This window comes from Streptomyces sp. NPDC091280, from assembly GCF_044768565.1.
In the GTDB taxonomy this organism is placed as follows: Bacteria; Actinomycetota; Actinomycetes; order Streptomycetales; family Streptomycetaceae; genus Streptomyces.
The window spans coordinates 78677-100651 of the sequence record NZ_JBIVUZ010000003.1; the positions used below are offsets into that span (position 1 = coordinate 78677).

Below are 21975 nucleotides of genomic sequence, written 5' to 3' on the forward strand. Positions count from 1 at the left end.
AGACAGGACGCCGATACCTTTCCGTATCGCGGACATTTAGGCTCGGCGCCATGACCCCTCAGCCCAATCCCCAGGCCGGTGCCGCCGTGAAGGCCGCGGACCGTGCGCATGTGTTCCACTCCTGGTCCGCGCAGGAGCTCATCGACCCGCTCGCCGTGGCCGGCGCGGAGGGGTCGTACTTCTGGGACTACGACGGCCGGCGCTACCTGGACTTCACCAGTGGGCTCGTCTACACGAACATCGGCTACCAGCACCCGAAGGTCGTCGCCGCGATCCAGGAGCAGGCCGCGACGATGACGACGTTCGCGCCCGCGTTCGCGATCGAGGCCCGCTCGGAGGCGGCCCGGCTGATCGCCGAGCGGACACCCGGGGACCTGGACAAGATCTTCTTCACCAACGGCGGCGCGGACGCGATCGAGCACGCGACGCGCATGGCCCGGCTGCACACCGGGCGGCCGAAGGTGCTCTCCGCCTACCGCTCGTACCACGGCGGTACGCAGCAGGCGATCAACCTCACCGGGGACCCGCGCCGCTGGGCCAGCGACAGCGCCTCCGCCGGGGTCGTGCACTTCTGGGCGCCCTTCCTGTACCGGTCCCGTTTCTACGCGGAGACCGAGGAGCAGGAGTGCGCGCGGGCGCTGGAGCACCTGGAGACGACGATCGTCTTCGAGGGGCCGGCGACCGTCGCAGCGATCGTGCTGGAGACCGTTCCGGGGACCGCCGGGATCATGGTGCCGCCCCCGGGCTATCTCGCCGGGGTCCGTGAGATCTGCGACAAGTACGGGATCGTCTTCGTCCTGGACGAGGTGATGGCCGGTTTCGGGCGGACCGGTGAGTGGTTCGCGGCCGACCTGTTCGACGTCGTACCGGATCTGATGACCTTCGCCAAGGGCGTGAACAGCGGATACGTGCCGCTCGGCGGGGTCGCCATCTCCGGCGCCGTCGCGGAGACCTTCGGCAAGCGGGCCTACCCGGGCGGGCTGACGTACTCCGGGCACCCGCTGGCCTGTGCCGCCGCCGTGGCGACCATGAACGTCATGGCCGAGGAGGGGGTCGTGGAGAACGCGAAGCACCTCGGCAGGACCGTCGTCGAGCCGGCCCTGCGGGCGCTGGCCGAGCGGCACCCGAGCGTCGGCGAGGTGCGCGGGGTCGGCATGTTCTGGGCGCTGGACCTGGTCAAGGACCGGGAGACGCGCGAGCCGCTGGTGCCGTACAACGCGGCCGGTGAGGCGAACGCGGCGATGGCCGCGTTCGGGGCCGCCGCGAAGCAGCAGGGGCTGTGGCCGTTCGTCAACATGAACCGCACCCATGTCGTCCCGCCGCTCAACGTGAGCGAGGCCGAACTGAAGGAGGGCCTCGCCGCGCTGGACACGGCCCTGTCCGTGGCCGACGAATTCACCTCGTAGCACCCGGAATGGGCGGGTCCGTCTCCCTGGTGCCCGGATACGGGCAGGGCGGGAACCCGAACGCGTAAGGTGACGTGCTCGTAGAGATATACGAGTACGCCATCGAACGCGACGAGGGAGACGCTCCGACGATGCCCGGAAGCAGCGGCAACGGCGCCGTGACCCGCAGCACCCTGCGGCAGCAGATCGCCGACGCGCTTCGCGACGAGGTCCTGGCCGGACGGCTCCAGCCCGGCCAGGAGTTCACGGTGAAGGAGATCGCCGAGCAGTACGGCGTCTCCGCCACCCCCGTCCGGGAAGCCCTCGTCGATCTCTCCGCGCAGGGCCTGCTGGAGGCCGACCAGCACCGGGGCTTCCGCGTCCACGAGTACTCGGTGGCCGACCACCGCGGCATGATCGAGGCCCGCGCGCTGGTCACCGAGGGCATGTTCCTGGCGCTGGCCGGCGGCCACCCCGTCTTCGACCGCACCGACGACCCGCGCACCGTCGCCGCGCTCGCCGGGGTCCGCCGCCGCGGCGAGGAGGCGCAGCGCGCCGCCGAGGCCGGTGACCTCACCGTGCTGATCGGCTACGACCTGCGGTACTGGCGCGAGCTGAGCACCATGTTCGGCAACCCCTACCTCGGCGACTTCCTGCACCGTGTGCGCGTGCAGTCCTGGGTGTGCACGGTGCAGCATCTGCGCCGACTGACCGATCTGCGCGGGCAGTTGTGGGCCCGGCACACCGAACTCGTCGACGCCCTGGCGTGCCGCGACACCCCGGGCGCGCGCGCGATCGTCCAGGCGTACAACACGCACTCCCTCGCCCTCATCGAGCGGCTGGCCGCCCGGTGACCGGACCGGAAAGGGCCGCTCCGGCCGTGGACCCCAGTGTCGTCGTCGTGGACCTCAGTGTCGTCGTGCCCGCCTACAACGAGGAACGGCGGCTCGGGCCGACGCTCGACGCGATCACCACGTATCTCAGCGACAACGAGAGCCGCTTCGGCGCGTGGGAGATCGTCGTCGCCGACGACGGCTCCGACGACGGCACCCGCGAGGTCGTCACCTCCCGCACCGATCCGCGGGTGCAGTTGGTCACCAGCCCCCGCAACCGCGGCAAGGGCCACGCCCTGCGCCTGGGCGTGGCCGCCTCGCGCGGGCGCCGGGTCCTGGTCACCGACGCCGATCTCGCCACGCCCATCGAGGAGTTGGAGAAGCTCGACAAGGAACTCGGCGAGGGCAGCGCGGCGGCGATCGGCTCCCGGGCCACACCCGGCGCGACCATCGAGAGCCACCAGCACCCGGTCCGTGAACTCCTGGGCCGCGCGGGCAACTTCCTGATACGCAAGGCCGCCGTGCCCGGCATACGCGACACCCAGTGCGGCTTCAAGCTCTTCGACGGCGACCGCGCCCGCGAGGCCTTCGCCGCCTCCCGGATCAACGGCTGGGGCATCGACGTCGAGGTCCTCCAGCACTTCCGGCGCGCCGACTGGGACGTCGCCGAGGTCCCGGTGCGCTGGTCCCACCAGTCCGGGTCCAAGGTGCGGCCCCTGGACTACGTCCGGGTCCTCGCCGAACTCGCCCGCCTGCGCGCCCGTTCCCTGCGCCCGGTCGACGTCCTGGTCACCGTCCTCTTCCTCCTCATGTCGGTCGCCCTCTACTCGGGCCGCTTCTTCGACCCGAGCCACCGCTATCTGGAGGACTCGCTCCAGGACCAGAACCAGTGGGAGTGGTTCTTCGCGGTCACCGCCGACAACGTGGCCCACCTCCACAACCCGTTCTTCTCCGACCTCCAGGGCTTCCCCGACGGCGTGAACCTCATGGCCAACACGGTCATGCTCGGCCTGTCCGTCCCCTTCGCGCCGCTGACCCTGCTGGCCGGTCCGGCGGTCTCCCTGAGCGTCTGCATGGCGCTGGGCCTCGCGGCCACGGCCGCCGCCTGGTACTGGCTGATCGTGAAGCGCGTCGTACGCCAGCGGGCCGCGGCCTTCGTCGGCGCCTCGCTGGCGGCCTTCGCCCCGCCGATGGTCAGCCACGCCAACGCGCACCCGAACTTCGTCATCCTCTTCATGATCCCGCTGATCATCGACCGCGCCCTGCGCCTGTGCGCGGGCACGCGGGTGGTCCGCGACGGCGTCGTGCTCGGCCTGATGGCGGCCTACCAGATCTTCCTCGGCGAGGAACCCCTGCTCCTCGCCTCCCTCGGCATGGTCCTGTTCGCCGCGTCCTACGGCGTCCTCGACAGGCAGGCCGTCAAGGCGGCGTGGCGCCCGCTCCTGAAGGGCCTGGGCATCGCGGCGGGGATCTGCGCGCCGATCATCCTGATCCCCCTCTGGTACCAGTTCGCCGGCCCGCAGAGCTACAAGAGCGTCCTGCACGGCGACAACGCGGGCAACAGCCCCCTCGCGCTCCTCTCCTTCGCCGAACGCTCCCTGATGGCGGGCAACGAGGTCCGCGCCAACTCGCTCTCCCTCAACCCCACCGAACAGAACGCCTTCTACGGCTGGCCGCTGGTCGCCCTCGCCTTCGCCATCGTCGTACGGCTGTGGGAACACGCCCTGGTCAAGGCGCTCGCCTTCACGGCCGTCGCCGCCGCGGTCCTCTCCATGGGCCCCAAGATCCGCATCCCGCTCACGGACGCGATCTACCCCGGCCCCTGGGCGCTGCTCGCCCACCAACCGCTCTTCGAGTCGGTGATCGAGGGCCGGGTGGCGATGATCTGCGCCCCCGCGCTCGGCATGCTGGTCGCGCTCGCGGTCGAACGGCTCGCCGCGACACGGGAGTTGGGCACGCAGTACGTGGGCCTGCTCGCCGTCTCCCTGGCGCTGCTGCCCCTCGTCCCCGCACCGCTGAAGGCGGTCGACCGGGCCGCGGTACCGGCCTTCTTCACCGACGGCACCTACAAGTCGTACGTCCGCGCCGGCGAGTCCCTGGTCCCCATCCCGCTCCCCGACCCCGGCGCGGCGGAGCCCCTGCACTGGCAGACGGCCGCCCACCTCGGCTTCAACATGCCGGGCGGCTACTTCAACGGCCCCTTCGGCACCGACCGCATCGGCATCTACGGCGCCGCGCCCCGCTACACCTCCAACATGCTGCGGGACGTCCGCTACACGGGTGTCCTCCCCACCATCGGCAAGAACTGGCAGGCGCAGGCGAAGGCGGACTTCGCGTACTGGCACGCGGGCGCCCTCGTGGTCGCCCCGCAGCCCCACGACGACAAGCTGCGCACGGCCGTGACGGAACTGGTCGGCAAACCCGGTAAGTGGGTGGACGGCGTGTGGGTATGGGACCTGCACGAGGGGAGCTGACCCGGGCCGCACCGACTACTCTTCCCTCTACTCTTACTTGACCACTAGGAGCCCTCTTTGGCCTGTGACCTGTGGCTGGTCCCGCTCGTCGACGTGTTGTGCCACACCCCGGACAACCCGTTCGCCGACGAACTCGCGCTCTACAACTCGCTGCTGGCCGAGGCCGGGCTCCCTCCGGTGCCGGTGTACCAGTACATGCCGGGACTGTCCGGCGAGGTCGCCCCGGTGGCCGGATTCGACTACGACGCGCTGCACTTCCTGCGCCGGGCCTACCTCCTCCAGGTCTGCGGGCTCCCGGTGACCCCGGTGGACGACCTGGGCGGCGACTACGAACAGCTCCTGGAGATGTTCGAGAACACGGCCCAGCAGTCCCACCTCGTCTGGCACTACGACCACGCGGGCGCCTACGTCCCGGTCGACTTCCCGCACCCCCTCGCCAACGACGAACTCCTCGCCGGAGGCGGCCCGTTGGGCTCGTCCCAGACCCTTCTCCGCGAGCTGGAGTTCGTCGCCCCCACGATCGGCATCGACCCCGCGAACCCACCCACGCCGCCGCAGCCCCCGACCGCGCCCACGGAGTTGGAGGAACCGGCCGTCGCCGCGCCCTACGACCCCAGCCCGTTCGCGCGCGAGCGGCACGTCTGGCTGGGGCTGCACGCGGCGGCGACGCGCAGCCTGGCCCAGGGCTCGATGATCGTGTTCAGCTAGCGGACCGGTGGACTAACGGATCTTGGCGAGACCGCTCGCGACGTCCTCGGCGTTCATCACCGGGGCCCAGGTGAGTTCGGCACCCAGGTTGAGGAAGAACGGCTCACTGATCGACGGAATGTCGGAGGCGTCCTTGAGGTCGAAGAACAGGAACGCGGTGCGCTTGCCGCCTTCCGCGGTGAAGTAGGCCGCCTCGGGCTTGATCTGCTCCAGGGACTCTTCCATGAGCTTCCCCAGGGTCCCGTTGCGGATGGCCTCGTTCCCCTTCTCGGTGTCCATGCATGCCTTCAGCATCATGCGCATCGCAGTCACCTTCTCCTGGTCGGCGTGCGCGGGGTGGACCACTTCAGGATATGCCCGGACAAAGGGGCCGTCCCGGCGAGGAGGCCCCTCCATCACCTTCGCCCTCGCGATCAGTTCTGCTCGACGATGCGGATCGTGCGGATGCCGGTACCGCGATACCGGATCGGCGTCCTGGTCAGGACGGGCCGGCCGCGCGGCCACTCGACGGTGGGCAGGGCGAGATGCAGCACATGGGCACCGCTCCAGTCGACTTCACCCTTGTCGCCGCCGGCATCGGGATCCACGCCACCGGCGACCCGCAGGCACTTGCCCACGGCCGTGGCCGCCGCGAGGTCGAGCCCCTCGACGGCCACGGACGGCAACGCGCCGACATGTTCGGCGACGCCCGCCCGTTCCCGTTCGGCGGCGGCCAGGCTGAGCGCCGGGACGTAGACGCGCAGAGCGGGATCCTTCTCGGCCTCGACGACGAGCCGGGAGGCCATGATGTTGCCCGCACCGAGCGCCAGCGCGGCGGTGTCGTCGAAGATGACGGCACGCGGCAGCGGGTACCGCTCCTCCCCCGTCACTGGACCTCCCCGATCCGCCCGGCTTCGAGGTCGGCCCACAGCTCCTCGCCGGCCTTCTCGTCCTCTTCGGTGTAGGGCCTGCCGAGGAAGTGCTCCTCCACATACGCCCTGGTCTCCTCGTACCGCTTGCGCAGTTCGCCCTTGGTGGGAGTGGCCCCGGCCAGCTCCGCGACGAAGTCCCGCATGCTGATTCCACGCTCCCGGGCGAGTTCCTGGAGACGGTCGCGGACTGCGGGGTCGACCTTGATCGTGGTGTCAGCCATGAGCACAGTATACCGGCGGTATACCGCCTCGGACCTGTCGAGCAGCAACGCGGTCATCCCACTCCCTCCGTCCGGGACTGAAGGGCCGTACGCAGCAGGAGCGTATGGACGAAGTGGTCCGGTGACGTCGGGCGGTAGCGCCAACTCAACGGCCACGTCTGACCGTTGATGGCCGGGACCGGGATGTACGAGACGCGGTTCGGGCCGGCGGTGAGGCGAGTCACTCCGGGTGGCCAGGGGCGGTGCGAGGTGCTGCCGGGCGGGACGAGGAAGTAGACCGGCCGGTTCCCGGTCGCCTCCTCCACGACCGGCCCCGGCACCCCTCCCGTCATCCGGGCCAGCCGGTCCGCGAGTTCTCTGCCCTCGTCACCGTCCACCCGCACCGCGTCGAACTGGACCCCCGCCTTGCGGAGTTGGATGCCGGTCACGGGGATCCATTTCAGGTCACTTCGCGTATCCATGCCGACAGTTTCCGCAGGCACGGCTACCTTTTTCCATGACTCTGCGTCGACCGTCCGCGACGGTCGGATGCGGGCGTGAGGTGTTGGTGACCGGTTGAGTTCGGTTGAGTTCGGGGGTGACCGTGATGGCGCGGGCGGAGAACAAGTCGGAGGCGAGCGGTGTAGCGCGCCTTGTCGCTCTCCTCGCGAAGGCGCTGCGTGAGCAACAGGGCCTCACGCAGGTGGAGTTGGGCAAGATCACCGGTTACACCGGGTCCGCGATCAGCGCGATGGAGACATGCGCGCAGCCCGCGAGCGACGAGATGCTCGTCAAGCTGGAGGAGGCGATCGGGGGCGGGATGCAGATCTTCGAGGAGGCCCGCACGTACGTCCTGCTCGACAAGTACCCGCCGCAGTTCAAGAACTTCGCGCTGATGGAGGCGGAGGCGGTGACGTTGTCGTCGTATCAGACGTACGTGGTTGGCGGCCTCTTCCAGACCGAGGACTACGCCCGGGCCTTGATCGGCGGCGGTTTCCCCAAACTCCCCGACACCAAGGTGGAGGAGCTGGTCGAGGCTCGCGTGACCCGCCGGAAACTCTTCGACCGCGATCCGACGGCCATGATCGAGCTGATCCTCGACGAGTCGGTGTTGAGGCGGCCGTTGGCGAATTGGGACGTCCACCGCGGACAGCTGCGCTCGCTCGCGGAGGATGCAGAACGGGACAATGTCAGTGTCCAAGTGGTGCCGATGGAAAGGGCATTGCGCGGCGGACACGCGGGAACTCGCGGCGACATGGTCATCGTTGAGACGAAGGAGCATCGCCACGTCGTCTACCTGGAGATCGAGGACGAGAGCATCCTGATCAGTGATCCCGCCAAGGTGGCCCAACTCTCGCACCGCTATGCGAAGATCCGTACGCAGGCTCTGAGCCCGGACGACTCCCTGAGCCTCATCCGGAAGTTGGCAGGAGAAGAGCGCGCATGACCAGCAACCTGCGGTGGATCAAGTCGAGTTACAGCAACGACAGCGGCGGCGAATGCCTCGAAGTCGCCACCTGCCCCACCGCCCTCCACATCCGTGACTCCAAGAACCCCGACGGCCCCACCCTCACCGTCTCCGGCGAAGCCTGGGCCGTGTTCGTCGCGGCTGCCGTCTGAAGTTCCATACGGAGACGCACATGGCGACAGATCTGATCAGCCGTCTGGAAGAGGCGGCGGATCGCTTCGTGATGCCACTGCGTATGAACGAGGGCTTCGATGAGCAAGCGCTCCTCACGCTGGAGGAGGAGATCGACTGCTGCGGGACGGCATGGAGGGCAGCAGACCACGTACCGAAACGTGCAGCGTTGATCCTCGCCGAACTCCACCCAGCCATCGAGGCCTGCGCCTGGCTGTACGAAGGGGACATGCGTCAGCGGATCCAGGAGGCGGGAGTGATGGTGTCTGAGGCGGTGATCGCCGCTCTGGACCGAGCACCTTCCTAGACCCCGGCGCGAAGGCGTTGGAGGGATCCGCCGTGATCGAGGATGTGCAACCACTGGGCGGCGGAAATACGGGACTGGCAGAGGCCGACCGACGGGCTTCGCCGGAGTGCCGTTACGTCATTCGCCGTTGGCCGAGTTCTTCGTGGCCTTACCGGACTTCCTGAACCGGACGATTCCGACAGATATTCCGGCAACGATCAGAAACACCACCAGGAAGATGGCGACCTTCGAGCCGGTATCCATTGTTCCGTACATCAACGTTCTCCTTCGTCAGACAGAGATGTCCGCACCGTGAGGATGTCGCCGGGCTGACATTCCAGGACTTCACAGATGCGGGTGAGCGTGCTGAAGCGGATCGCTTTCGCGCGGCCGTTCTTGAGGACGGACAAGTTCACATTGGTGACGCCCACACGCAGGGCCAGTTCGGCCAGCGTCATTTCACGACGGCGCAGCAACGTGTCGAGGTGCACGACAACAGCGTGGCCGTCTCCTTCTTCCGGGGCCATCAGACGAGCCCCTCAAGGTCTTCGCGCATTTTCGAACCGGCGCGGGTGATCCGGGAGAAGGCGAGCAGGCCGAGGGCGACCAGGATGGCCAACCATGGCGCGTGCCACGCCTGGAGCCAGGAGAGCGCCGTGAGGTCGGCGTCCCGGGCGAGCGACGCCAACAGCGCCGTGCGCGCGAGGGCGGCCACGGTCGCCGCCAGCACGCTGCCCACGAGGAGCCACCACCCCAGCAGCCGCAGCCGGCCGGCGGTCTGCGGCGTGTGCACCCCCTCGCGCGCGGCGCCGCGCAACAGCAGGTTGAGGAGGAAGAGGCCTCCGAGGTTCACGGCGAGGGAGGTGAGCGGGCCGAGCATGGCCAGGGTGTTCTGCGCCGCCGTGGCGTTTTCGGCGCAGTACCGCGGGATGGAACCGACACGGGCACCCGACTCGGCGGTGAAGCCCCGTGGCGCGTAGGAGCTGTTGGAGTTCCAGTCCGTGACGCAGACATCGTGGCCGCCCCAGCCATGGACGGTGGAGAGGACGAACGCGGCGACGGTCAAGGCCATGACGAGACGCAGGGCCACGGAGGCCACGGTGGCGATGGGTTCGAGCAGCTTCTGGTCCTGCACCACGACATCCGCCTCGCATATCGATGAACGATGTTATCGAAAAACGATACACGAGGCGGGCCGTAGAGAGAACCCCCAGATCACGGCGGGGAGTTGCGGAACCAGCCCCGGCGGAGCACGGGGCTACTTCAGGTATCCGCCGACGAAGCCGCCGTAGTCGGCCCACACCCGCTCACGCGCGGACCAGGAGCCGAGACCGCCCGTCCAGGTGGCCGTCCAAGTGGTCTCCGTCTGCGCGTTGTCGGCGGAGGAGATCCACTCCTTCACCGGCGAGTTGGAGAACGACGCGGCCGGGACGTAGTTGTAGTGGGAGGCGCTGCCCGGATAGACCTTGGTCGTGTCCTTGCCCTTGACCTGATAGTTCGTCCGGACACTGACCTTGGTGACCTTGATTCCGAAGATCTTGTCGTACACCGTGTACGAGGCCCACATGTCCTTGTAGGACGCCGCGGCTGCCGCAGCAGACTTGGCCGACTTGGCGGCACCCTGCGCCTGCGGCGCGACCTCCCCGGTCTCGGTCACGGTCTCGACCTCGTGCCCGGCTCCGAGCAGCTGCGTGGACGATCCCGGGGCGGGAGGCGTGTCGGAGGCCTCGTCGCCCACCTCGCTCACCGTCTGGGCGTAGGCCTGGGTCGTCTTCGAGTTGCCGATCAGCGTGAGGAATCTGAACTGGTTCTCGATGGAGAGCGCCTGGAACTGCTTGGATATGCCGCTCGCCTCGGCGTCCCCCGCCTTTGCCCTGCCCTCCAGGTAGGCCACGTAGTTCTCGGCGGTGGTGGTGGGCCCCGGAGGCTGCACGCCACCGGCGACGGCCGTGCCGGGCACCCCCACCAACGTGATCACGGCGAGACCCGCGCCCGCAGCCGCGATGGAACTTTTGCGCATGACTGAACGCATTACCTGCATTCCCCCTCTTATGAGTTCCGATTCCGAGTACGGAAACGGAGACGGGGGAAATTGCAAACATCCCCTATGGATATGCGCACGCCCCCCGCCAAGGGGTTCAACTGACGGTCAATTCAACTGAACCCGCGTCGATCATGCGACACCTTCACAGGGGCGTCAACGAAGTTCCCGATCATCTGAGCCTTACTTGAGCCTCAAGGCGACGGTCTTCCATAACAGGGCCTGACTCAGGTGGATTTGGGCCACCTACCCGGACGGAAGTCTCCCAACTGGCGCACCGCTGTGCGAAGATCCGCGCACAGGCTCTGAGCCCCGACGATTCTGAAGTTCCAAGAGGAGCCCCCCATGGTCCTGCTCGTCGCCCTGTCCCTCCTCGTCGTCATCGTCCTCGCCGGGTGCGCCTGCGTGTGGTGGGCGTCCAACGGCGGCCCCCGCTGGGTGCGGGCGGTCGCCGTCGTGACCCTGGCCGCCGGCGAACTCGTACGCGCGGACGCGAAGCGGAAGACCCGGCGGAGCCAGGACTCCTCCGCGGCGGACGGGTAGCGTCGCCGGGTGCCGACCTCCGGGAGGCCCGGAGGCGGTCCTCCCGGACTGACTGGCAACTCCTAGGACACCACCGGGCGTTGGGCGTCCCCGTCCGGGCTCGGGGCCGGAGTCGGGGTCGGGGCCGTGTCCGTGGGCTGGGTGTCGGCGCGGGCGCCGCGGATGTAGCGGGCGGCGATCACCGCGAGGAGGGACGCCGCGGTGAGGGTGTAGAGGCCGCCGTTCGTCGAGCCGGTGGTGTCCTTGAGGTACCCGAAGAGGAACGGCGAGACGAAGCCGCCGAGGTTGCCGATGGAGTTCACCAGCGCGAGGCCCGGCGCCGCGATCCGCAGGTCCAGGCCCGCCTGGGCCATCGGCCAGAACAGGGTCGCCGCGCACTTGGAGCCGACGCCCGCGAGCGTGATGGCGACCAGCCCGAACCAGGGGCTGCCGAGGGTCGCGAGATACGTGCCGATCGCGGAGAGGACCAGCGTGATCGCCAGGTAGGGGCGGCGGTCCTCGGCCCGGTCGGTGAAGTGGCTCATCGAGTACATCGCGATCATCGAGCAGACGGCCGGTATCGCGGAGAGCAGCCCGACCTGGAAGGACGACAGCCCGCCGATCTCCTCGATCAGGCTCGGCAGCCAGAACGTGATCGCGTACCCGGTGAGCGTCATCGCGAAGAACGCGCCGGTGAGCAGGGCGACTTGGGGGTGGATCATCAGGCGCAGCCGGGAGACCTTGGGCGCCCTGCTGCGCACCTGCTCGTCCTCCGTGACCGCCGAACGCAGCGCCTGCTGCTCCTCCGTCGACAGCCAGCGCGCGTCCTCGATGCGGGAGACCAGGAAGAAGCCCGCGGCGATGCCGACGGCGATGGAGAAGGTGCCCTCCAGCACGAACATCCAGCGCCAGCCCGCGAATCCGCCGAGGCCGTGCAGTTCCAGCAGGGCTCCGGTGATCGGGCCGGTGACGATCCCGGCCGCCGCCGAACCGCCGAGGAAGATCGCCGTGGCCCGGCCGCGGCTGGCGTCGGGCAGCCACTGGGTCATGTAGAGCATCGCGCCGGGGAAGAAGCCCGCCTCGGCGACGCCGAGCAGGAAGCGCAGGGCGTAGAAGACCGGCACGCTGTGGATGAAGCTCATCGCGACGATCACCAGGCCCCAGGTGATCATGATCCGGGTGAGCCAGACGCGGGCGCCGAAGCGTTCGAGCAGCATGTTGCTGGGTACCTCGAACAGCGCGTACCCGATGAAGAAGAGGCCGGCTCCCAGGCCGTAGGCGGTGGCGCTGACGCCGATGTCGGCCTTCAGCTCGTCCTGGATGAACCCGACGTTCGTCCGGTCCAGGTTGTTGACCAGCAGCATGAGGACGAGGAGAGGCATCATGCGGCGCAGGAACTTGCCGACCGCCCTCTGCTCGACCTCGGACACCACAGACATCGCAGACATCGTTGTCGTACCCCTGTTCACGTACGTGACTTGCCATCACATGCGTGGAGACCATACGGAGCCGATCAGTCCGGGTCAACGGGTTGGGCTGATATTCACATCCTTGAACATTGATGTCGGCACTGCACCGGACCGCGGGCGCGAAGGCGCGCTAGAAGTCCTGAAGGATCCACAGGGACAGCGTCAGCACCGCGACCCCGCGTACGGCGGTCAACACCAGGTTCGCCGTGTTCAGACGCCGCCCGCCGCCCCGGAGCGCCCAGGTCACGGCGAGAGACCCCGCCACCGCGAGAACCACCACGAAGTCCGGCCGCGTGTAGGCGGAGTTCCGCGAGGGCCACAGCAGATACATCCACCACACCACGGCCGTCGCACTCAGCGCGGACTCCAGCATCAGCGCGACACGTGCCTCACGGGGCTCGATCATCCGATTCCTCATGCTCGCTGGATACACCACTGCCCGGGGGTCGGTTGTCCCCGGGCAGTGGTGCGAGAGATGTCCGGGGTCTAGAAGACCGCCGTCCCGCCCTGCGTCAGCTTCCAGTTGGTGGCCGCGAACGTCGACGGGTCGATGGTGCCCTTCGCCGTCGCGTAGGCGACCATCAGGTCGCGGACCTGGTTGGTGGAGCTGTAGGCGATCTCCGCCGCGGCGATGTGCGGGTAGCCGGAGCCGCCGTTGGCGCGGTAGTTGTTGACGGCGACGACGAAGACCTGGTCGTCGGCGACCGCCGTGCCGTTGTACGTCAGGTTCTTGATGCGGGAGCCCTCGGCCGCCGCGATGTCGATCTCGTAGTCGACGCCCGTCGCCATGTCGTACATGTAGTCCCAGAAGCTGTTGGCGTTGGTGAGGGTGGCGGTGTCGACGGCCGTGCCCACCGGGACCTGGTGGTAGTACTTCGCCGCGTACTCCAGGTAGTCCTTGACCTGGGCGCCGGTGAGCTTCTTGCCGTACAGGGTGTTCTCGTAGACGTAGAGGCCCGCCACGTCACGGATCGTCACGTCGCCGGCCGGGATCGTGGCCGTACGGCTGAAGCACGCGGCCACCGAGATCAGCGGGAGCGCCGCGTCGGCCGCCGACAGGCCCGCCTTCACCGCGTCCATCTGGACCTGCTGGATGAAGTCGATCGCGGGCACGTCCTTCCAGCAGGCCTCCGCCGTCGACATCGCCTCGGTGCAGGTGCCGATCGCGGTGTTGACGTACTTGACCACCAAGTTGTGGTCGGCGGTGAGGAGTTCGGTGATCCGCGGGTCCTCGGCGACCGTGTTGCTGTTGAGGGTCGTGGCCGTCTTGGAGGTGATCTTCCAGCAGCCGCGCTCCAGTTCGAGCTCGAAGTCGAAGACGGAGAGGCGGTAGCCGTAGCAGTACGGCTCGGAGAGGAGGACGTCGTCGCCGGTCTCGGCGTTCTTCACCGTGTACGTGGGCACGTCGACGTGGGTGTGGCCGACGAGGATCGCGTCGATGCCGGGCACCTGCTCGGCGACCAGGTTCGACGCGTTCTCCACGTAGGGGAGTTCGTCGCCCCAGGAGGTCGTACCGTCGAGGCCCGAGTGGTCGGTGAGGAACACGACGTCACAGCCCAGCGCGCGCAGCCGGGGCACGTACTTCTTCGCCTGCTCGACCAGGCCCGTGAAGGCCATCTTCCCGGAGACGTTGTCCTTGTCCCACAGGGCGATGCCCGGGTTGGTGAGGCCGAGGATGCCGACCTTGATGTCCGGGGCGCCCGGCACCTTGATGTGCTTGACGGTGTACGGCTCGAAGGCGGGCTTCAGGGTCTTGGCGTCCAGCGCGTTGGCGCCCAGCAGCGGGAAGTGACACTGCTTCTCGAAGGTGCGGACGACCTCGATGCCGTAGTTGAACTCGTGGTTGCCGAGGGCCGCCGCGTCGTAGCGCATCTCGTTCATGGCGATGGCCATGGGGTGCTTGGGGCCGCGCTTGCCGTTCTTGCCGGTGATGGGGTCGACGCTCGCGTAGTACGAGGCGAGGGAGGTGCCCTGGATGATGTCGCCGGCGTCGACCAGCAGGACGCGGTGCTCGCCCTTCTCCGCGCGGATGTTCTTCACCAGGGTGGCGATGCGCGCGATGCCGTAGGTGTTGCCCTTGGAGTCCACCGGGGCCGCGTTGGTGTAGTAGTCCCAGTTGAAGACGTGGCTGTGCAGGTCGGTGGTGCCGAGGATGGAGAACGACCAGGTCTTCGGCTTGGGCTTCGGCCGGTGCCGGTCGGCGGCCTCGGCCGGGGTCGCCGCCGCCGTCCCCGCGACGGCCACGGCGGCGCCGGTCACGGCGGACTTCTGCACGAACTCACGGCGGTTCATGGGATTGAGGGGCATTCAGGACTCCTGGATGAGCACAGAGGACGGGCGTGGCGTGCGGGGCGCGGCGGGCTACCCGCGTAGATGCTGGCCCCCACCCGTTACCGGCGTAACCACGGACAGCCCAAGGGCCGGTCAAGGATTCCCAAGACCGGCCCAAGTGCCCCGCTCGACCACCGCGACTCGACCGCCGCGACTCAACCGCCGTCCTAGATGAACGAGTTGATCTCGATCGTCTCCGTACGGCCGGGGCCGACACCGATCGCGGAGATCGGGGCGCCCGACATCTCCTCCAGCGCCTTCACGTACGCCTGCGCGTTCTTCGGGAGGTCCGCGAAGGTCTTGGCCTTCGTGATGTCCTCGCTCCAGCCGGGCAGGTTCTCGTAGATCGGCTTCGCGTGGTGGAAGTCGGTCTGCGAGTACGGGAGTTCCTCGACGCGCTTGCCGTCGATCTCGTAGGCCACGCAGACCGGGATCTGCTCCCAGCCGGTGAGGACGTCGAGCTTGGTGAGGAAGAAGTCGGTCAGGCCGTTCACGCGGGTCGCGTAACGCGCGATGACCGCGTCGAACCAACCGCAGCGCCGGTCACGGCCGGTGGTGACGCCCCGCTCGCCGCCGATCCGGCGCAGCGCGTCGCCGTCCGCGTCGAACAGCTCGGTCGGGAACGGGCCCGAGCCGACCCGGGTCGTGTAGGCCTTGAGGATGCCGATGACCCGGCTGATCTTGGTGGGGCCCACGCCCGCGCCCGTGCACGCGCCGCCCGCCGTGGGGTTGGAGGACGTGACGAAGGGATACGTCCCGTGGTCGATGTCGAGGAGCGTGCCCTGCCCGCCCTCGAAGAGGACGACCTTGTCCTGGTCCAGCGCCTGGTTGAGGACGAGGACCGTGTCGGCGACGTACGGCTTGAGGCGGTCCGCGTAGGACAGCAGCTCCTCGACGACCTGCTCGACGGCGATGGCGCGCCGGTTGTAGAGCTTGGTGAGCATCTGGTTCTTGATGTCGAGGGAGGCCTCGACCTTCTGCGTCAGGATCGACTCGTCGTAGAGGTCCTGGACCCGGATGCCGACGCGGTTGATCTTGTCCGCGTAGGTGGGTCCGATACCGCGGCCCGTCGTCCCGATCTTCCGCTTGCCGAGGAAGCGCTCGGTCACCTTGTCCACCGTCACGTTGTAGGGCGTGATGATGTGAGCGTTACCGCTGATCAGGAGCTTGGACGTGTCGACGCCGCGCTCGTTCAGCCCGTTCAGCTCGGAGAACAGGACCGACGGGTCGACGACGACACCGTTGCCGATGACCGGAGTGCACTCCGGTGTGAGGATCCCGGAAGGGAGCAGGTGAAGGGCGTACTTCTGATCGCCCACGACTACCGTGTGGCCGGCGTTGTTGCCGCCCTGGTAGCGCACCACGTAGTCGACCGACCCACCTAGCAGGTCCGTCGCCTTTCCCTTGCCTTCGTCACCCCACTGAGCACCGAGCAGCACAAGTGCGGGCACGCGCGTACACCCCTTCCGGGCGGGGCATGTCCAAGGTCAGGGGCGTACCCGGCACGGCATGTGCCTCGTACGCCTGCGACCCTCGTCGGTCGCTACCCGTCGGACCGGATGCCCCGGAATAGACGAAGCCCCTGGCGCAATAGCGCAAGGGGCTCTTGCACAAAGATGCTACCCGAGGAAGCGAGGCAGGACCGAGGTGGCGACTTCCGCGACTTCCGACGCGCACTCCGATCAGCTCCTGGTCGTGATCGATCCGGTCGCCCGGCGCATCGACGGAGAGTCCGTCCGCATCGCGAAAGACGTGCTCAGCGCGGGTGCGGCGACCAAGGTGTGCATGCCGGAGGGGCCCGAGGAGTTCGCCCGGGCACTGGCCCGGCGGGGCGCGCGGCGACCGGTGCTGGTGGGCGACGACCGGGCGCTGATGCGGGCGGTGTCCCTGTTGCACCGGCAGCGGGAGCTGGCCGGATGCGCCCTGTCGATGGTGCCGGTGGGCGGCGCGCTGTCCCTGGCGGGGGCGCTGGGGGTGCCGACGGGCGCGGTGGCGGCGGCACGGGCGGTGCTCGACGGGATCGTACGGCGGATGGATCTGCTGGTCGACGACAGCGACGGGGTGGTGCTGGGCGCGCTGCGGATCCCCTCGCCGCCCTCGCCCGCGGTGCCCTCGCCCGCCGGTACGGGGCACGCGTCGTGGCTGCGGACCTGCCAGTCGCTGGTACGGACGCTGGTGCCGGCCCGCCCGCCGCGCGAACCGCTCGTCGGTGTGCCCCGGTTCGGCCCGGCCCGGCTGCGGGTCGAGGTCGACGGGGTCACCCTGGTCGACCTCGACCAGCCGGTGGAGGCGGTCTCCGTCACACCGGGACCCGCCGGGCTGGCCCAGGTCGAGGTACGACCGGTGTCGGTGGGCGCGGAGGCCACCCCGCTGTGCGCGCGGGGCCGCTCGGTGACCGTGTCCGGGGCGGATTTCCGCTACCGGGCGGACGCGGTGGTGGCGGGTCCGGTACGGACCCGGACGTGGGTGGTGCGGGAGGGGGCCTGGGGGCTCACGTTGCCTTCGGTGAGGTGAGCGCGTCCGACTCGTGCTTCGGTGAGACCAGCGCCTCCGACTCGTCCTTCGGCGGGGTGAGCGCGTCCGACTCGTCCTTCAGGGCCACTCCCGTCGCCCCCGACACCACCGCCCGCTCCATCAACCCCGCCAATTTCCCCGCCGCCACCTCGTACGTCAGGCCCAGCGGTGGGCGGATGTTGCTCAGGCAGTTCCGGTCGGCGTCCGTCGTCACTCCTGGCTTCGGGCAGTAGGTCAGGTACGCGCCCAGGGAGTCCGCCGCCGACATGCCGGGGCGTTCGCCGACCAGGACCACGACCATCGTCGCGCGCATCGCCGACGCGATGTCGTCGCCGAGGGCCACCCGGGCCTGTTCGGCGAGGATCACCGGTGCCACCTGCCAGGACGCCGGCAGCAGTGCCGTCGTCGCCCGCACCATCGCCGCCGCGTGCTCGTGCACCGCCCGGCTGGAGAGGCCGTCGGCCACGACGAACACCACGTCCCACTCCCCCACCGGCAGGTGCGCCCGGTCGGCGGGGTCCAACCGGCGTCCCAGGTCCGGGCGTTGGAGGTAGGTGAGCCGGTCGGGGGCCGCGCTGCGCACCCGGACCGTCGGCTCGCCGCCCAGCGCCGCCGCCACCACGTCCGGCGCGAACGGCGAGTGCACCGCGTCCCGCGCCGCCGCGTGCGCGGCCTGCAACTCCAGCCGGTGGTGCGTCGGCAGGCCCGAGCCCGCCCGGCCCAGGCCGATCCTGGCCTGGGTGTGACGGCGCAGCGTCGGCCACAACTCGCCGCCCAGTAGCTCCACTTGAGTGGTCGTCATGCCACCAGTTCCCTTCCGATCGCCGTCAACGGGTGGCTCGTGGCCGAGACGTCGCTGATCGCGCCGTCCTCGCCCAGCAGGCCGATCGCGTCGAGCCAGGCCTCGAACTCCGGTGCCGGGCGCAGCCCCAGGACCTCGCGGAGGTACAACGCGTCGTGGTAGGAGGCGGATTGGTAGTTCAGCATGATGTCGTCGCCGCCCGGGGTGCAGATCACGAAGGACGCGCCGGCCACGCCGAGCATGGTGAGCATGGTGGCGATGTCGTCGTCGTCCGCGTCGGCGTGGTTGGTGTAGCAGATGTCCAGGCCCATGGGCAGGCCGAGCACCTTGCCGCAGAAGTGGTCCTCCAGGGCGGCGCGGAGGATCTGCCGGCCGTCGTAGAGGTACTCCGGGCCGATGAAGCCGACGACCGTGTTCACCAGCAGCGGGTCGTAGCGGCGGGCGACCGCGTAGGCGCGCGCCTCCACCGTCTGCTGGTCCACCCCGTGGTGCGCGTCGGCGGAGAGGGCGCTGCCCTGGCCGGTCTCGAAGTACATGACGTTCGAGCCGACCGTGCCCCGGTCCAGCGCCCGGGCCGCCGCGTACGCCTCGTCGAGGAGGTCCAGCGTGACGCCGAAGGACGCGTTGGCCGCCTGGGTGCCGGCGATGGACTGGAAGACGAGGTCGACGGGCGCCCCGCGTGCCATCAGGTCCATGCTGGTCGTGACGTGGGACAGGACGCAGGACTGGGTGGGGATCGCGTACCGCTGGATGACTCCGTCCAGCAGCTCCAGCAGGTCCCGTACCGCCTTCGGGCTGTCGGTCGCCGGGTTGATGCCGATCACCGCGTCGCCGGAGCCGAGCAGCAGCCCGTCGAGAAGGGCCGCGGCCACGCCCGCCGGATCGTCGGTGGGGTGGTTGGGCTGGAGCCGGGTGGCGAGCCGCCCCGGCAGCCCGATCGTCGAGCGGAAGGCGGTGACGACCCGCACCTTGCGCGCGACGGCGACGAGGTCCGCGTTGCCCATCAGCTTGGACACGGCCGCGACCATCTCGGGCGTCAACCCGGTTGCCACGGCGGCCAGTTCAGCCGTGTCCGCGGCCAGCAGCCACTCCCGGAACCCGCCCACCGACAGCCCGGCCACCGCCGCGAACGCGCCCGTGTCGTGCGTGTCGAGGATCAGCCGGGTCACGTCGTCGCTCTCGTAGGGGACGACCGGTTCGGCGAGGAAGGCGGTCAGCGGTACGTCCGCCAGCGCCCACCGCGCCGCCACCCGCTCCTGGGCGCTCTCGGCCGCCAGCCCCGCCAGCCGGTCGCCGGAGCGCTCGGGGCTCGCGGCGGCGAGCAGGCGCGCGAGGGAGCCGAAGCGGTAGGTCCGGCCGCCGAGGGCCGAGGTGTACGTGCTCATGGCGGCGACCGTACGAGGCGCGTGTTGCCCCCAGGTTTCCCCAGATTTCTAAAGGTCTGGTTGACAAACATTTAACGCGCCGCAGCCTCTCCCCGACTCATTCGGCAGACAGAGTTCCGCACCGTAGAACCACCCGAGCAGCAGGAGAGGAGCCATCCCGATGGCAGTGGACGAAGGAGTCGCCCCCGCGGCGGACACAAGCGAGGACGGCGCCGTTCACCGGCTCAAGCCCAACGCCATCGGCCTGCTGGGCGTGGTCTTCATGGCCGTCGCGACCGCCGCCCCGATCACCGCGATGACCGGCAACGTGCCCTTCATGGTCTCGTCGGGCAACGGCATAGGCGCCCCCGCGAGCTATCTCGTCGCAATGGTCGTCCTGGCAATCTTTTCCGTCGGCTTCACCTCGATGGCCAAGCACATCACCTCGACGGGCGCCTTCTACGGCTTCATCTCCTACGGCCTCGGCCGCACCGTGGGACTCGCGTCGGGCCTCCTCGCCACCTTCGCCTACGTCGTGTTCGAGCCGGCGCTGATCGGCATCTTCTCGGTCTTCGCCACCGGAACCCTCAAGGACCAGACGGGACTTGACGTCCCGTGGTGGGCCTGCGCGATCGTGATGCTCGCCGTCAACGCGACGGGCACCTGGTTCGGCGTCTCGGTCGCGGAGAAGCTGCTCGTCGTGCTCCTGGGCACCGAGGTGACCGTCCTCGCGGCGATGGCGATCTCGGTCGCCCTGCACGGCGGCGGCCCGCACGGCTTCACCTTCGGCCCGGTCAACCCGGTCAACGCCTTCAAGGGGACGTCCGCCGGTCTCGGTCTCTTCTTCGCCTTCTGGTCCTGGGTCGGCTTCGAGTCCACGGCCATGTACGGCGAGGAGTCCCGCGACCCCAAGAAGATCATCCCCAAGGCGACGATGATCTCGGTCCTCGGCGTCGGCGTCTTCTACGTCTTCGTCTCCTGGATGGCCATCATCGGCAACGGCGAGACGGAGGCCGTGAAGGTCGCCTCGTCCGCGAACCCGCTCGCCCTCTTCTTCAACCCCACCGAGCACTACGTCGGCCACTGGGCCGTCGACCTCATGCAGTGGCTGATGATCACCGGCTCGCTCGCCTGCGGCATGGCCTTCCACAACTGCGCCAGCCGCTACATGTACGCGCTGGGCCGCGAGGGCGTCCTGCCGAAGCTCAAGAACACCATCGGCCGCACCCACGCCAAGCACGGCTCCCCGCACATCGCGGGCCTGGTGCAGACCGTGGTGAGCGCGCTGCTGATCCTCGCGTTCTGGGCCACGAGCAAGGACCCGGCCAACGCGATGTACGTCCTGCTCGCCATCCTCGGCACGATGGCCATCCTGGTCGTACAGGCGGTGTGCTCGTTCGCGGTGCTGGCGTACTTCCGCGGCAACCATCCCGAGAGCCGCCACTGGTTCAGGACGTTCACCGCCCCGCTGCTCGGCGGTGTCGCGATGCTGGCGGTGGTCCTCCTGCTGGTCTCCAACATGAGCGTGGCGGCGGGCTCGGAATCCGACTCCCCGCTCCTCAAGGCGACCCCGTGGCTGGTGGCCCTGGTCGCGGCGACCGGCATCGGCTACGCCCAGTACCTCAAGCGCCGGTCCCCCGAGCGGTACGCGCTGCTGGGCCGCACCGTCCTGGAGGAGACGAAGGAGCGCTGAGCCGTACGCCCCGTGCCCGCCGCCTGCTGCCTGTGCCCGCCGCCTGCTGCCGAGCAGGCGGCGGGCACAGGTCGTCAGCCGGTCAGCACTCGCCGCTGCGGTTGTCGGCGAACCTCTTGAACGCGGCCTGCGTCGCCGGTCCCGCGACCCCGTCGATGCTGCTGTCGTAGCCCCAGTACGCGGCCAGCAGACGCTGCAACGCCGAGACCGTGCCGCCGCCGACATCGCCGTCGATCGCGCCGGTGTAGCCCCAGTACTCCTTCAGGTTGCGCTGGAACGCCTTCCAGCTGTCCGGGCCGAGCTGTCCGTCGATCCCGTCGGTGTAGCCCCAGTAGTTCCGCAGCCAGCACTGGACGTACTCGGCCTGGAGCGTGCTCAGGCCGAGATTCACCACGGCGCTCGACGTGACGGCCCTGGAACCCACCGTCTGCGTCGAGGCCGACGTGAACGACGACGCCGGCGTCGCCGCGAAGCTGCTGCTCGCGCCCGCCAGAGTCCCGGCGGCGAGCGCGACGGCGGTGGCGAACCCGGCCAATGCCCTCGGAACGGTGTTCGGTCGCATCTGGTCCCCTCCTCGGTTCGTGGATCATCGCGGTCACGGGGGACGCCTCCCGATCCGGCACTCCGGACCGGGAAGCCACCCCGCGGTCACCGATCCTCCGGCGCGCCGGATCCGGGTGTCGACGGCCCACGGCGATCTGCCGGAATCGCGGCACCGCACCGCCTCCGACCTGCACCGATCCGCGCTCGTACGACGGATGCGCGGGTCGCCGGGGAGAGGGCGGCGGCGACCGGGACGAGTG

25 protein-coding genes are annotated in these 21975 nt (G+C 69.2%); 10 read left to right on the top strand and 15 right to left on the bottom strand.

All coding sequences use genetic code 11. The features are described 5' to 3' along the window. Positions 1 to 50 precede the first annotated feature (50 nt). The 4 genes from ACIQPR_RS10420 to ACIQPR_RS10435 all read left to right on the top strand — a co-directional run bounded on the left by ACIQPR_RS10420 (position 51) and on the right by ACIQPR_RS10435 (position 5400). On the top strand, positions 51 to 1406 hold the full coding sequence (locus ACIQPR_RS10420; RefSeq protein ID WP_403644967.1) for an aspartate aminotransferase family protein: 1356 nt from the start codon (positions 51 to 53) through the stop codon (positions 1404 to 1406). 131 nt (positions 1407 to 1537) lie between these two features. Next, entirely contained in the window at positions 1538 to 2239 is a 702-nt protein-coding gene (locus ACIQPR_RS10425) for a GntR family transcriptional regulator (protein ID WP_403646439.1), read from the top strand. Between the two features lie 26 nt (positions 2240 to 2265). Next, positions 2266 to 4692: a dolichyl-phosphate beta-glucosyltransferase gene (locus ACIQPR_RS10430; protein ID WP_403644969.1), complete on the top strand. Its 2427-nt coding sequence runs from the start codon at positions 2266 to 2268 to the stop codon at positions 4690 to 4692. A 57-nt stretch (positions 4693 to 4749) separates the two neighbouring features. Beyond that, the gene (locus tag ACIQPR_RS10435; RefSeq protein ID WP_403644972.1) at positions 4750 to 5400 is read left to right on the top strand and encodes a hypothetical protein; all 651 of its coding nucleotides are present in this window, start codon (positions 4750 to 4752) and stop codon (positions 5398 to 5400) included. 12 nt (positions 5401 to 5412) lie between these two features. Here the strand turns inward: ACIQPR_RS10435 and ACIQPR_RS10440 are convergent, their stop codons facing one another. From ACIQPR_RS10440 to ACIQPR_RS10455, 4 genes are all read right to left on the bottom strand, one after another. After that, positions 5413 to 5703 carry a hypothetical protein gene (locus ACIQPR_RS10440; protein ID WP_403644975.1) on the bottom strand — a complete coding sequence of 97 codons (291 nt, stop codon included), beginning with the start codon at positions 5701 to 5703 and terminating at the stop codon, positions 5413 to 5415. 110 nt (positions 5704 to 5813) lie between these two features. Next, a complete protein-coding gene (locus ACIQPR_RS10445; protein ID WP_403644978.1) occupies positions 5814 to 6269 on the bottom strand; it encodes a hypothetical protein in 456 nt (151 codons plus the stop codon). Next, positions 6266 to 6532: a hypothetical protein gene (locus ACIQPR_RS10450; protein WP_403644980.1), complete on the bottom strand. Its 267-nt coding sequence runs from the start codon at positions 6530 to 6532 to the stop codon at positions 6266 to 6268. Before ACIQPR_RS10450 ends, ACIQPR_RS10445 begins: the two co-directional genes overlap by 4 nt. A 53-nt stretch (positions 6533 to 6585) precedes the next feature. Then, entirely contained in the window at positions 6586 to 6993 is a 408-nt protein-coding gene (locus ACIQPR_RS10455) for a hypothetical protein (RefSeq protein WP_403644983.1), read from the bottom strand. Positions 6994 to 7109: 116 nt separating this feature from the next. On the opposite strand from ACIQPR_RS10455, the gene ACIQPR_RS10460 reads away from it, so the two are divergent. From ACIQPR_RS10460 to ACIQPR_RS10470, 3 genes are read left to right on the top strand one after another with little or no spacing between them, the layout of a single operon-like run. Then, positions 7110 to 7958 (top strand): helix-turn-helix transcriptional regulator, encoded by an 849-nt coding sequence (locus tag ACIQPR_RS10460; protein ID WP_403644986.1) that lies wholly within the window; start codon positions 7110 to 7112, stop codon positions 7956 to 7958. Further along, the gene (locus ACIQPR_RS10465) at positions 7955 to 8131 is read left to right on the top strand and encodes a DUF397 domain-containing protein (protein ID WP_403644989.1); all 177 of its coding nucleotides are present in this window, start codon (positions 7955 to 7957) and stop codon (positions 8129 to 8131) included. Before ACIQPR_RS10460 ends, ACIQPR_RS10465 begins: the two co-directional genes overlap by 4 nt. Before the next feature lie 20 nt (positions 8132 to 8151). Then, positions 8152 to 8457, top strand: a complete 306-nt coding sequence (locus tag ACIQPR_RS10470) for a hypothetical protein (RefSeq protein WP_403644992.1) — start codon at positions 8152 to 8154, stop codon at positions 8455 to 8457. Positions 8458 to 8574: 117 nt separating this feature from the next. On the opposite strand, the gene ACIQPR_RS10475 is transcribed toward ACIQPR_RS10470, so the two are convergent. The 4 genes from ACIQPR_RS10475 to ACIQPR_RS10490 all read right to left on the bottom strand — a co-directional run bounded on the left by ACIQPR_RS10475 (position 8575) and on the right by ACIQPR_RS10490 (position 10456). After that, positions 8575 to 8712 (bottom strand): hypothetical protein, encoded by a 138-nt coding sequence (locus ACIQPR_RS10475; RefSeq protein ID WP_403644995.1) that lies wholly within the window; start codon positions 8710 to 8712, stop codon positions 8575 to 8577. Beyond that, complete coding sequence (locus tag ACIQPR_RS10480) at positions 8712 to 8963, bottom strand: helix-turn-helix domain-containing protein (RefSeq protein WP_403644998.1); 252 nt, start codon at positions 8961 to 8963, stop codon at positions 8712 to 8714. The genes ACIQPR_RS10475 and ACIQPR_RS10480 overlap by 1 nt, the downstream gene beginning before the upstream one ends. After that, the gene (locus ACIQPR_RS10485) at positions 8963 to 9574 is read right to left on the bottom strand and encodes a hypothetical protein (protein WP_403645001.1); all 612 of its coding nucleotides are present in this window, start codon (positions 9572 to 9574) and stop codon (positions 8963 to 8965) included. The genes ACIQPR_RS10480 and ACIQPR_RS10485 overlap by 1 nt, the downstream gene beginning before the upstream one ends. A 120-nt stretch (positions 9575 to 9694) precedes the next feature. Continuing rightward, on the bottom strand, positions 9695 to 10456 hold the full coding sequence (locus ACIQPR_RS10490) for a hypothetical protein (RefSeq protein ID WP_403645003.1): 762 nt from the start codon (positions 10454 to 10456) through the stop codon (positions 9695 to 9697). Between the two features lie 366 nt (positions 10457 to 10822). On the opposite strand from ACIQPR_RS10490, the gene ACIQPR_RS10495 reads away from it, so the two are divergent. Then, positions 10823 to 11020, top strand: a complete 198-nt coding sequence (locus ACIQPR_RS10495; RefSeq protein ID WP_403645006.1) for a hypothetical protein — start codon at positions 10823 to 10825, stop codon at positions 11018 to 11020. 62 nt (positions 11021 to 11082) lie between these two features. Here ACIQPR_RS10495 and ACIQPR_RS10500 read toward each other — a convergent pair whose 3' ends face one another. The 4 genes from ACIQPR_RS10500 to ACIQPR_RS10515 form a co-directional block, all read right to left on the bottom strand. Further along, positions 11083 to 12438, bottom strand: coding sequence for an MFS transporter (locus ACIQPR_RS10500; RefSeq protein WP_403645009.1), 1356 nt, complete (start codon positions 12436 to 12438; stop codon positions 11083 to 11085). A 160-nt stretch (positions 12439 to 12598) separates the two neighbouring features. Continuing rightward, positions 12599 to 12874, bottom strand: coding sequence for a hypothetical protein (locus ACIQPR_RS10505; protein ID WP_403645012.1), 276 nt, complete (start codon positions 12872 to 12874; stop codon positions 12599 to 12601). Between the two features lie 80 nt (positions 12875 to 12954). After that, positions 12955 to 14775 carry a bifunctional metallophosphatase/5'-nucleotidase gene (locus tag ACIQPR_RS10510; RefSeq protein ID WP_403645015.1) on the bottom strand — a complete coding sequence of 607 codons (1821 nt, stop codon included), beginning with the start codon at positions 14773 to 14775 and terminating at the stop codon, positions 12955 to 12957. A 191-nt stretch (positions 14776 to 14966) separates the two neighbouring features. Then, a complete protein-coding gene (locus tag ACIQPR_RS10515) occupies positions 14967 to 16250 on the bottom strand; it encodes an adenylosuccinate synthase (RefSeq protein WP_403645018.1) in 1284 nt (427 codons plus the stop codon). A gap of 196 nt (positions 16251 to 16446) precedes the next feature. On the opposite strand from ACIQPR_RS10515, the gene ACIQPR_RS10520 reads away from it, so the two are divergent. Then, the gene (locus ACIQPR_RS10520; protein WP_403645021.1) at positions 16447 to 17313 is read left to right on the top strand and encodes a diacylglycerol kinase; all 867 of its coding nucleotides are present in this window, start codon (positions 16447 to 16449) and stop codon (positions 17311 to 17313) included. Here the strand turns inward: ACIQPR_RS10520 and eutC are convergent. Both eutC and ACIQPR_RS10530 read right to left on the bottom strand, forming a co-directional pair. Beyond that, complete coding sequence (gene eutC, locus ACIQPR_RS10525; RefSeq protein ID WP_403645024.1) at positions 17291 to 18115, bottom strand: ethanolamine ammonia-lyase subunit EutC; 825 nt, start codon at positions 18113 to 18115, stop codon at positions 17291 to 17293. The genes ACIQPR_RS10520 and eutC overlap by 23 nt on opposite strands. After that, positions 18112 to 19500: an ethanolamine ammonia-lyase subunit EutB gene (locus ACIQPR_RS10530; protein WP_403645027.1), complete on the bottom strand. Its 1389-nt coding sequence runs from the start codon at positions 19498 to 19500 to the stop codon at positions 18112 to 18114. Before ACIQPR_RS10530 ends, eutC begins: the two co-directional genes overlap by 4 nt. A 160-nt stretch (positions 19501 to 19660) precedes the next feature. Between ACIQPR_RS10530 and ACIQPR_RS10535 the strand changes: the two genes are divergently transcribed. Next, positions 19661 to 21172 carry an APC family permease gene (locus ACIQPR_RS10535; RefSeq protein ID WP_403645029.1) on the top strand — a complete coding sequence of 504 codons (1512 nt, stop codon included), beginning with the start codon at positions 19661 to 19663 and terminating at the stop codon, positions 21170 to 21172. Positions 21173 to 21254: 82 nt separating this feature from the next. Here the strand turns inward: ACIQPR_RS10535 and ACIQPR_RS10540 are convergent, their stop codons facing one another. After that, a complete protein-coding gene (locus ACIQPR_RS10540; protein WP_403645032.1) occupies positions 21255 to 21734 on the bottom strand; it encodes a peptidoglycan-binding protein in 480 nt (159 codons plus the stop codon). Positions 21735 to 21975: the final 241 nt, after the last annotated feature.

Bases quoted from the DNA above. Each gene is read 5' to 3' on its own strand.
- ACIQPR_RS10420 (WP_403644967.1), top strand. From the start codon at position 51: ATGACCCCTCAGCCCAATCCCCAGGCCGGTGCCGCCGTGAAGGCCGCG.
- ACIQPR_RS10425 (WP_403646439.1), top strand. From the start codon at position 1,538: ATGCCCGGAAGCAGCGGCAACGGCGCCGTGACCCGCAGCACCCTGCGG.
- ACIQPR_RS10440 (WP_403644975.1), bottom strand. From the start codon at position 5,703: ATGCGCATGATGCTGAAGGCATGCATGGACACCGAGAAGGGGAACGAG.
- ACIQPR_RS10450 (WP_403644980.1), bottom strand. From the start codon at position 6,532: ATGGCTGACACCACGATCAAGGTCGACCCCGCAGTCCGCGACCGTCTC.
- ACIQPR_RS10455 (WP_403644983.1), bottom strand. From the start codon at position 6,993: ATGGATACGCGAAGTGACCTGAAATGGATCCCCGTGACCGGCATCCAA.
- ACIQPR_RS10465 (WP_403644989.1), top strand. From the start codon at position 7,955: ATGACCAGCAACCTGCGGTGGATCAAGTCGAGTTACAGCAACGACAGC.
- ACIQPR_RS10470 (WP_403644992.1), top strand. From the start codon at position 8,152: ATGGCGACAGATCTGATCAGCCGTCTGGAAGAGGCGGCGGATCGCTTC.
- ACIQPR_RS10475 (WP_403644995.1), bottom strand. From the start codon at position 8,712: ATGTACGGAACAATGGATACCGGCTCGAAGGTCGCCATCTTCCTGGTG.
- ACIQPR_RS10480 (WP_403644998.1), bottom strand. From the start codon at position 8,963: ATGGCCCCGGAAGAAGGAGACGGCCACGCTGTTGTCGTGCACCTCGAC.
- ACIQPR_RS10490 (WP_403645003.1), bottom strand. From the start codon at position 10,456: ATGCGCAAAAGTTCCATCGCGGCTGCGGGCGCGGGTCTCGCCGTGATC.
- ACIQPR_RS10495 (WP_403645006.1), top strand. From the start codon at position 10,823: ATGGTCCTGCTCGTCGCCCTGTCCCTCCTCGTCGTCATCGTCCTCGCC.
- ACIQPR_RS10500 (WP_403645009.1), bottom strand. From the start codon at position 12,438: ATGTCTGTGGTGTCCGAGGTCGAGCAGAGGGCGGTCGGCAAGTTCCTG.
- ACIQPR_RS10505 (WP_403645012.1), bottom strand. From the start codon at position 12,874: ATGATCGAGCCCCGTGAGGCACGTGTCGCGCTGATGCTGGAGTCCGCG.
- ACIQPR_RS10510 (WP_403645015.1), bottom strand. From the start codon at position 14,775: ATGCCCCTCAATCCCATGAACCGCCGTGAGTTCGTGCAGAAGTCCGCC.
- eutC (WP_403645024.1), bottom strand. From the start codon at position 18,115: ATGACGACCACTCAAGTGGAGCTACTGGGCGGCGAGTTGTGGCCGACG.
- ACIQPR_RS10530 (WP_403645027.1), bottom strand. From the start codon at position 19,500: ATGAGCACGTACACCTCGGCCCTCGGCGGCCGGACCTACCGCTTCGGC.
- ACIQPR_RS10535 (WP_403645029.1), top strand. From the start codon at position 19,661: ATGGCAGTGGACGAAGGAGTCGCCCCCGCGGCGGACACAAGCGAGGAC.
- ACIQPR_RS10540 (WP_403645032.1), bottom strand. From the start codon at position 21,734: ATGCGACCGAACACCGTTCCGAGGGCATTGGCCGGGTTCGCCACCGCC.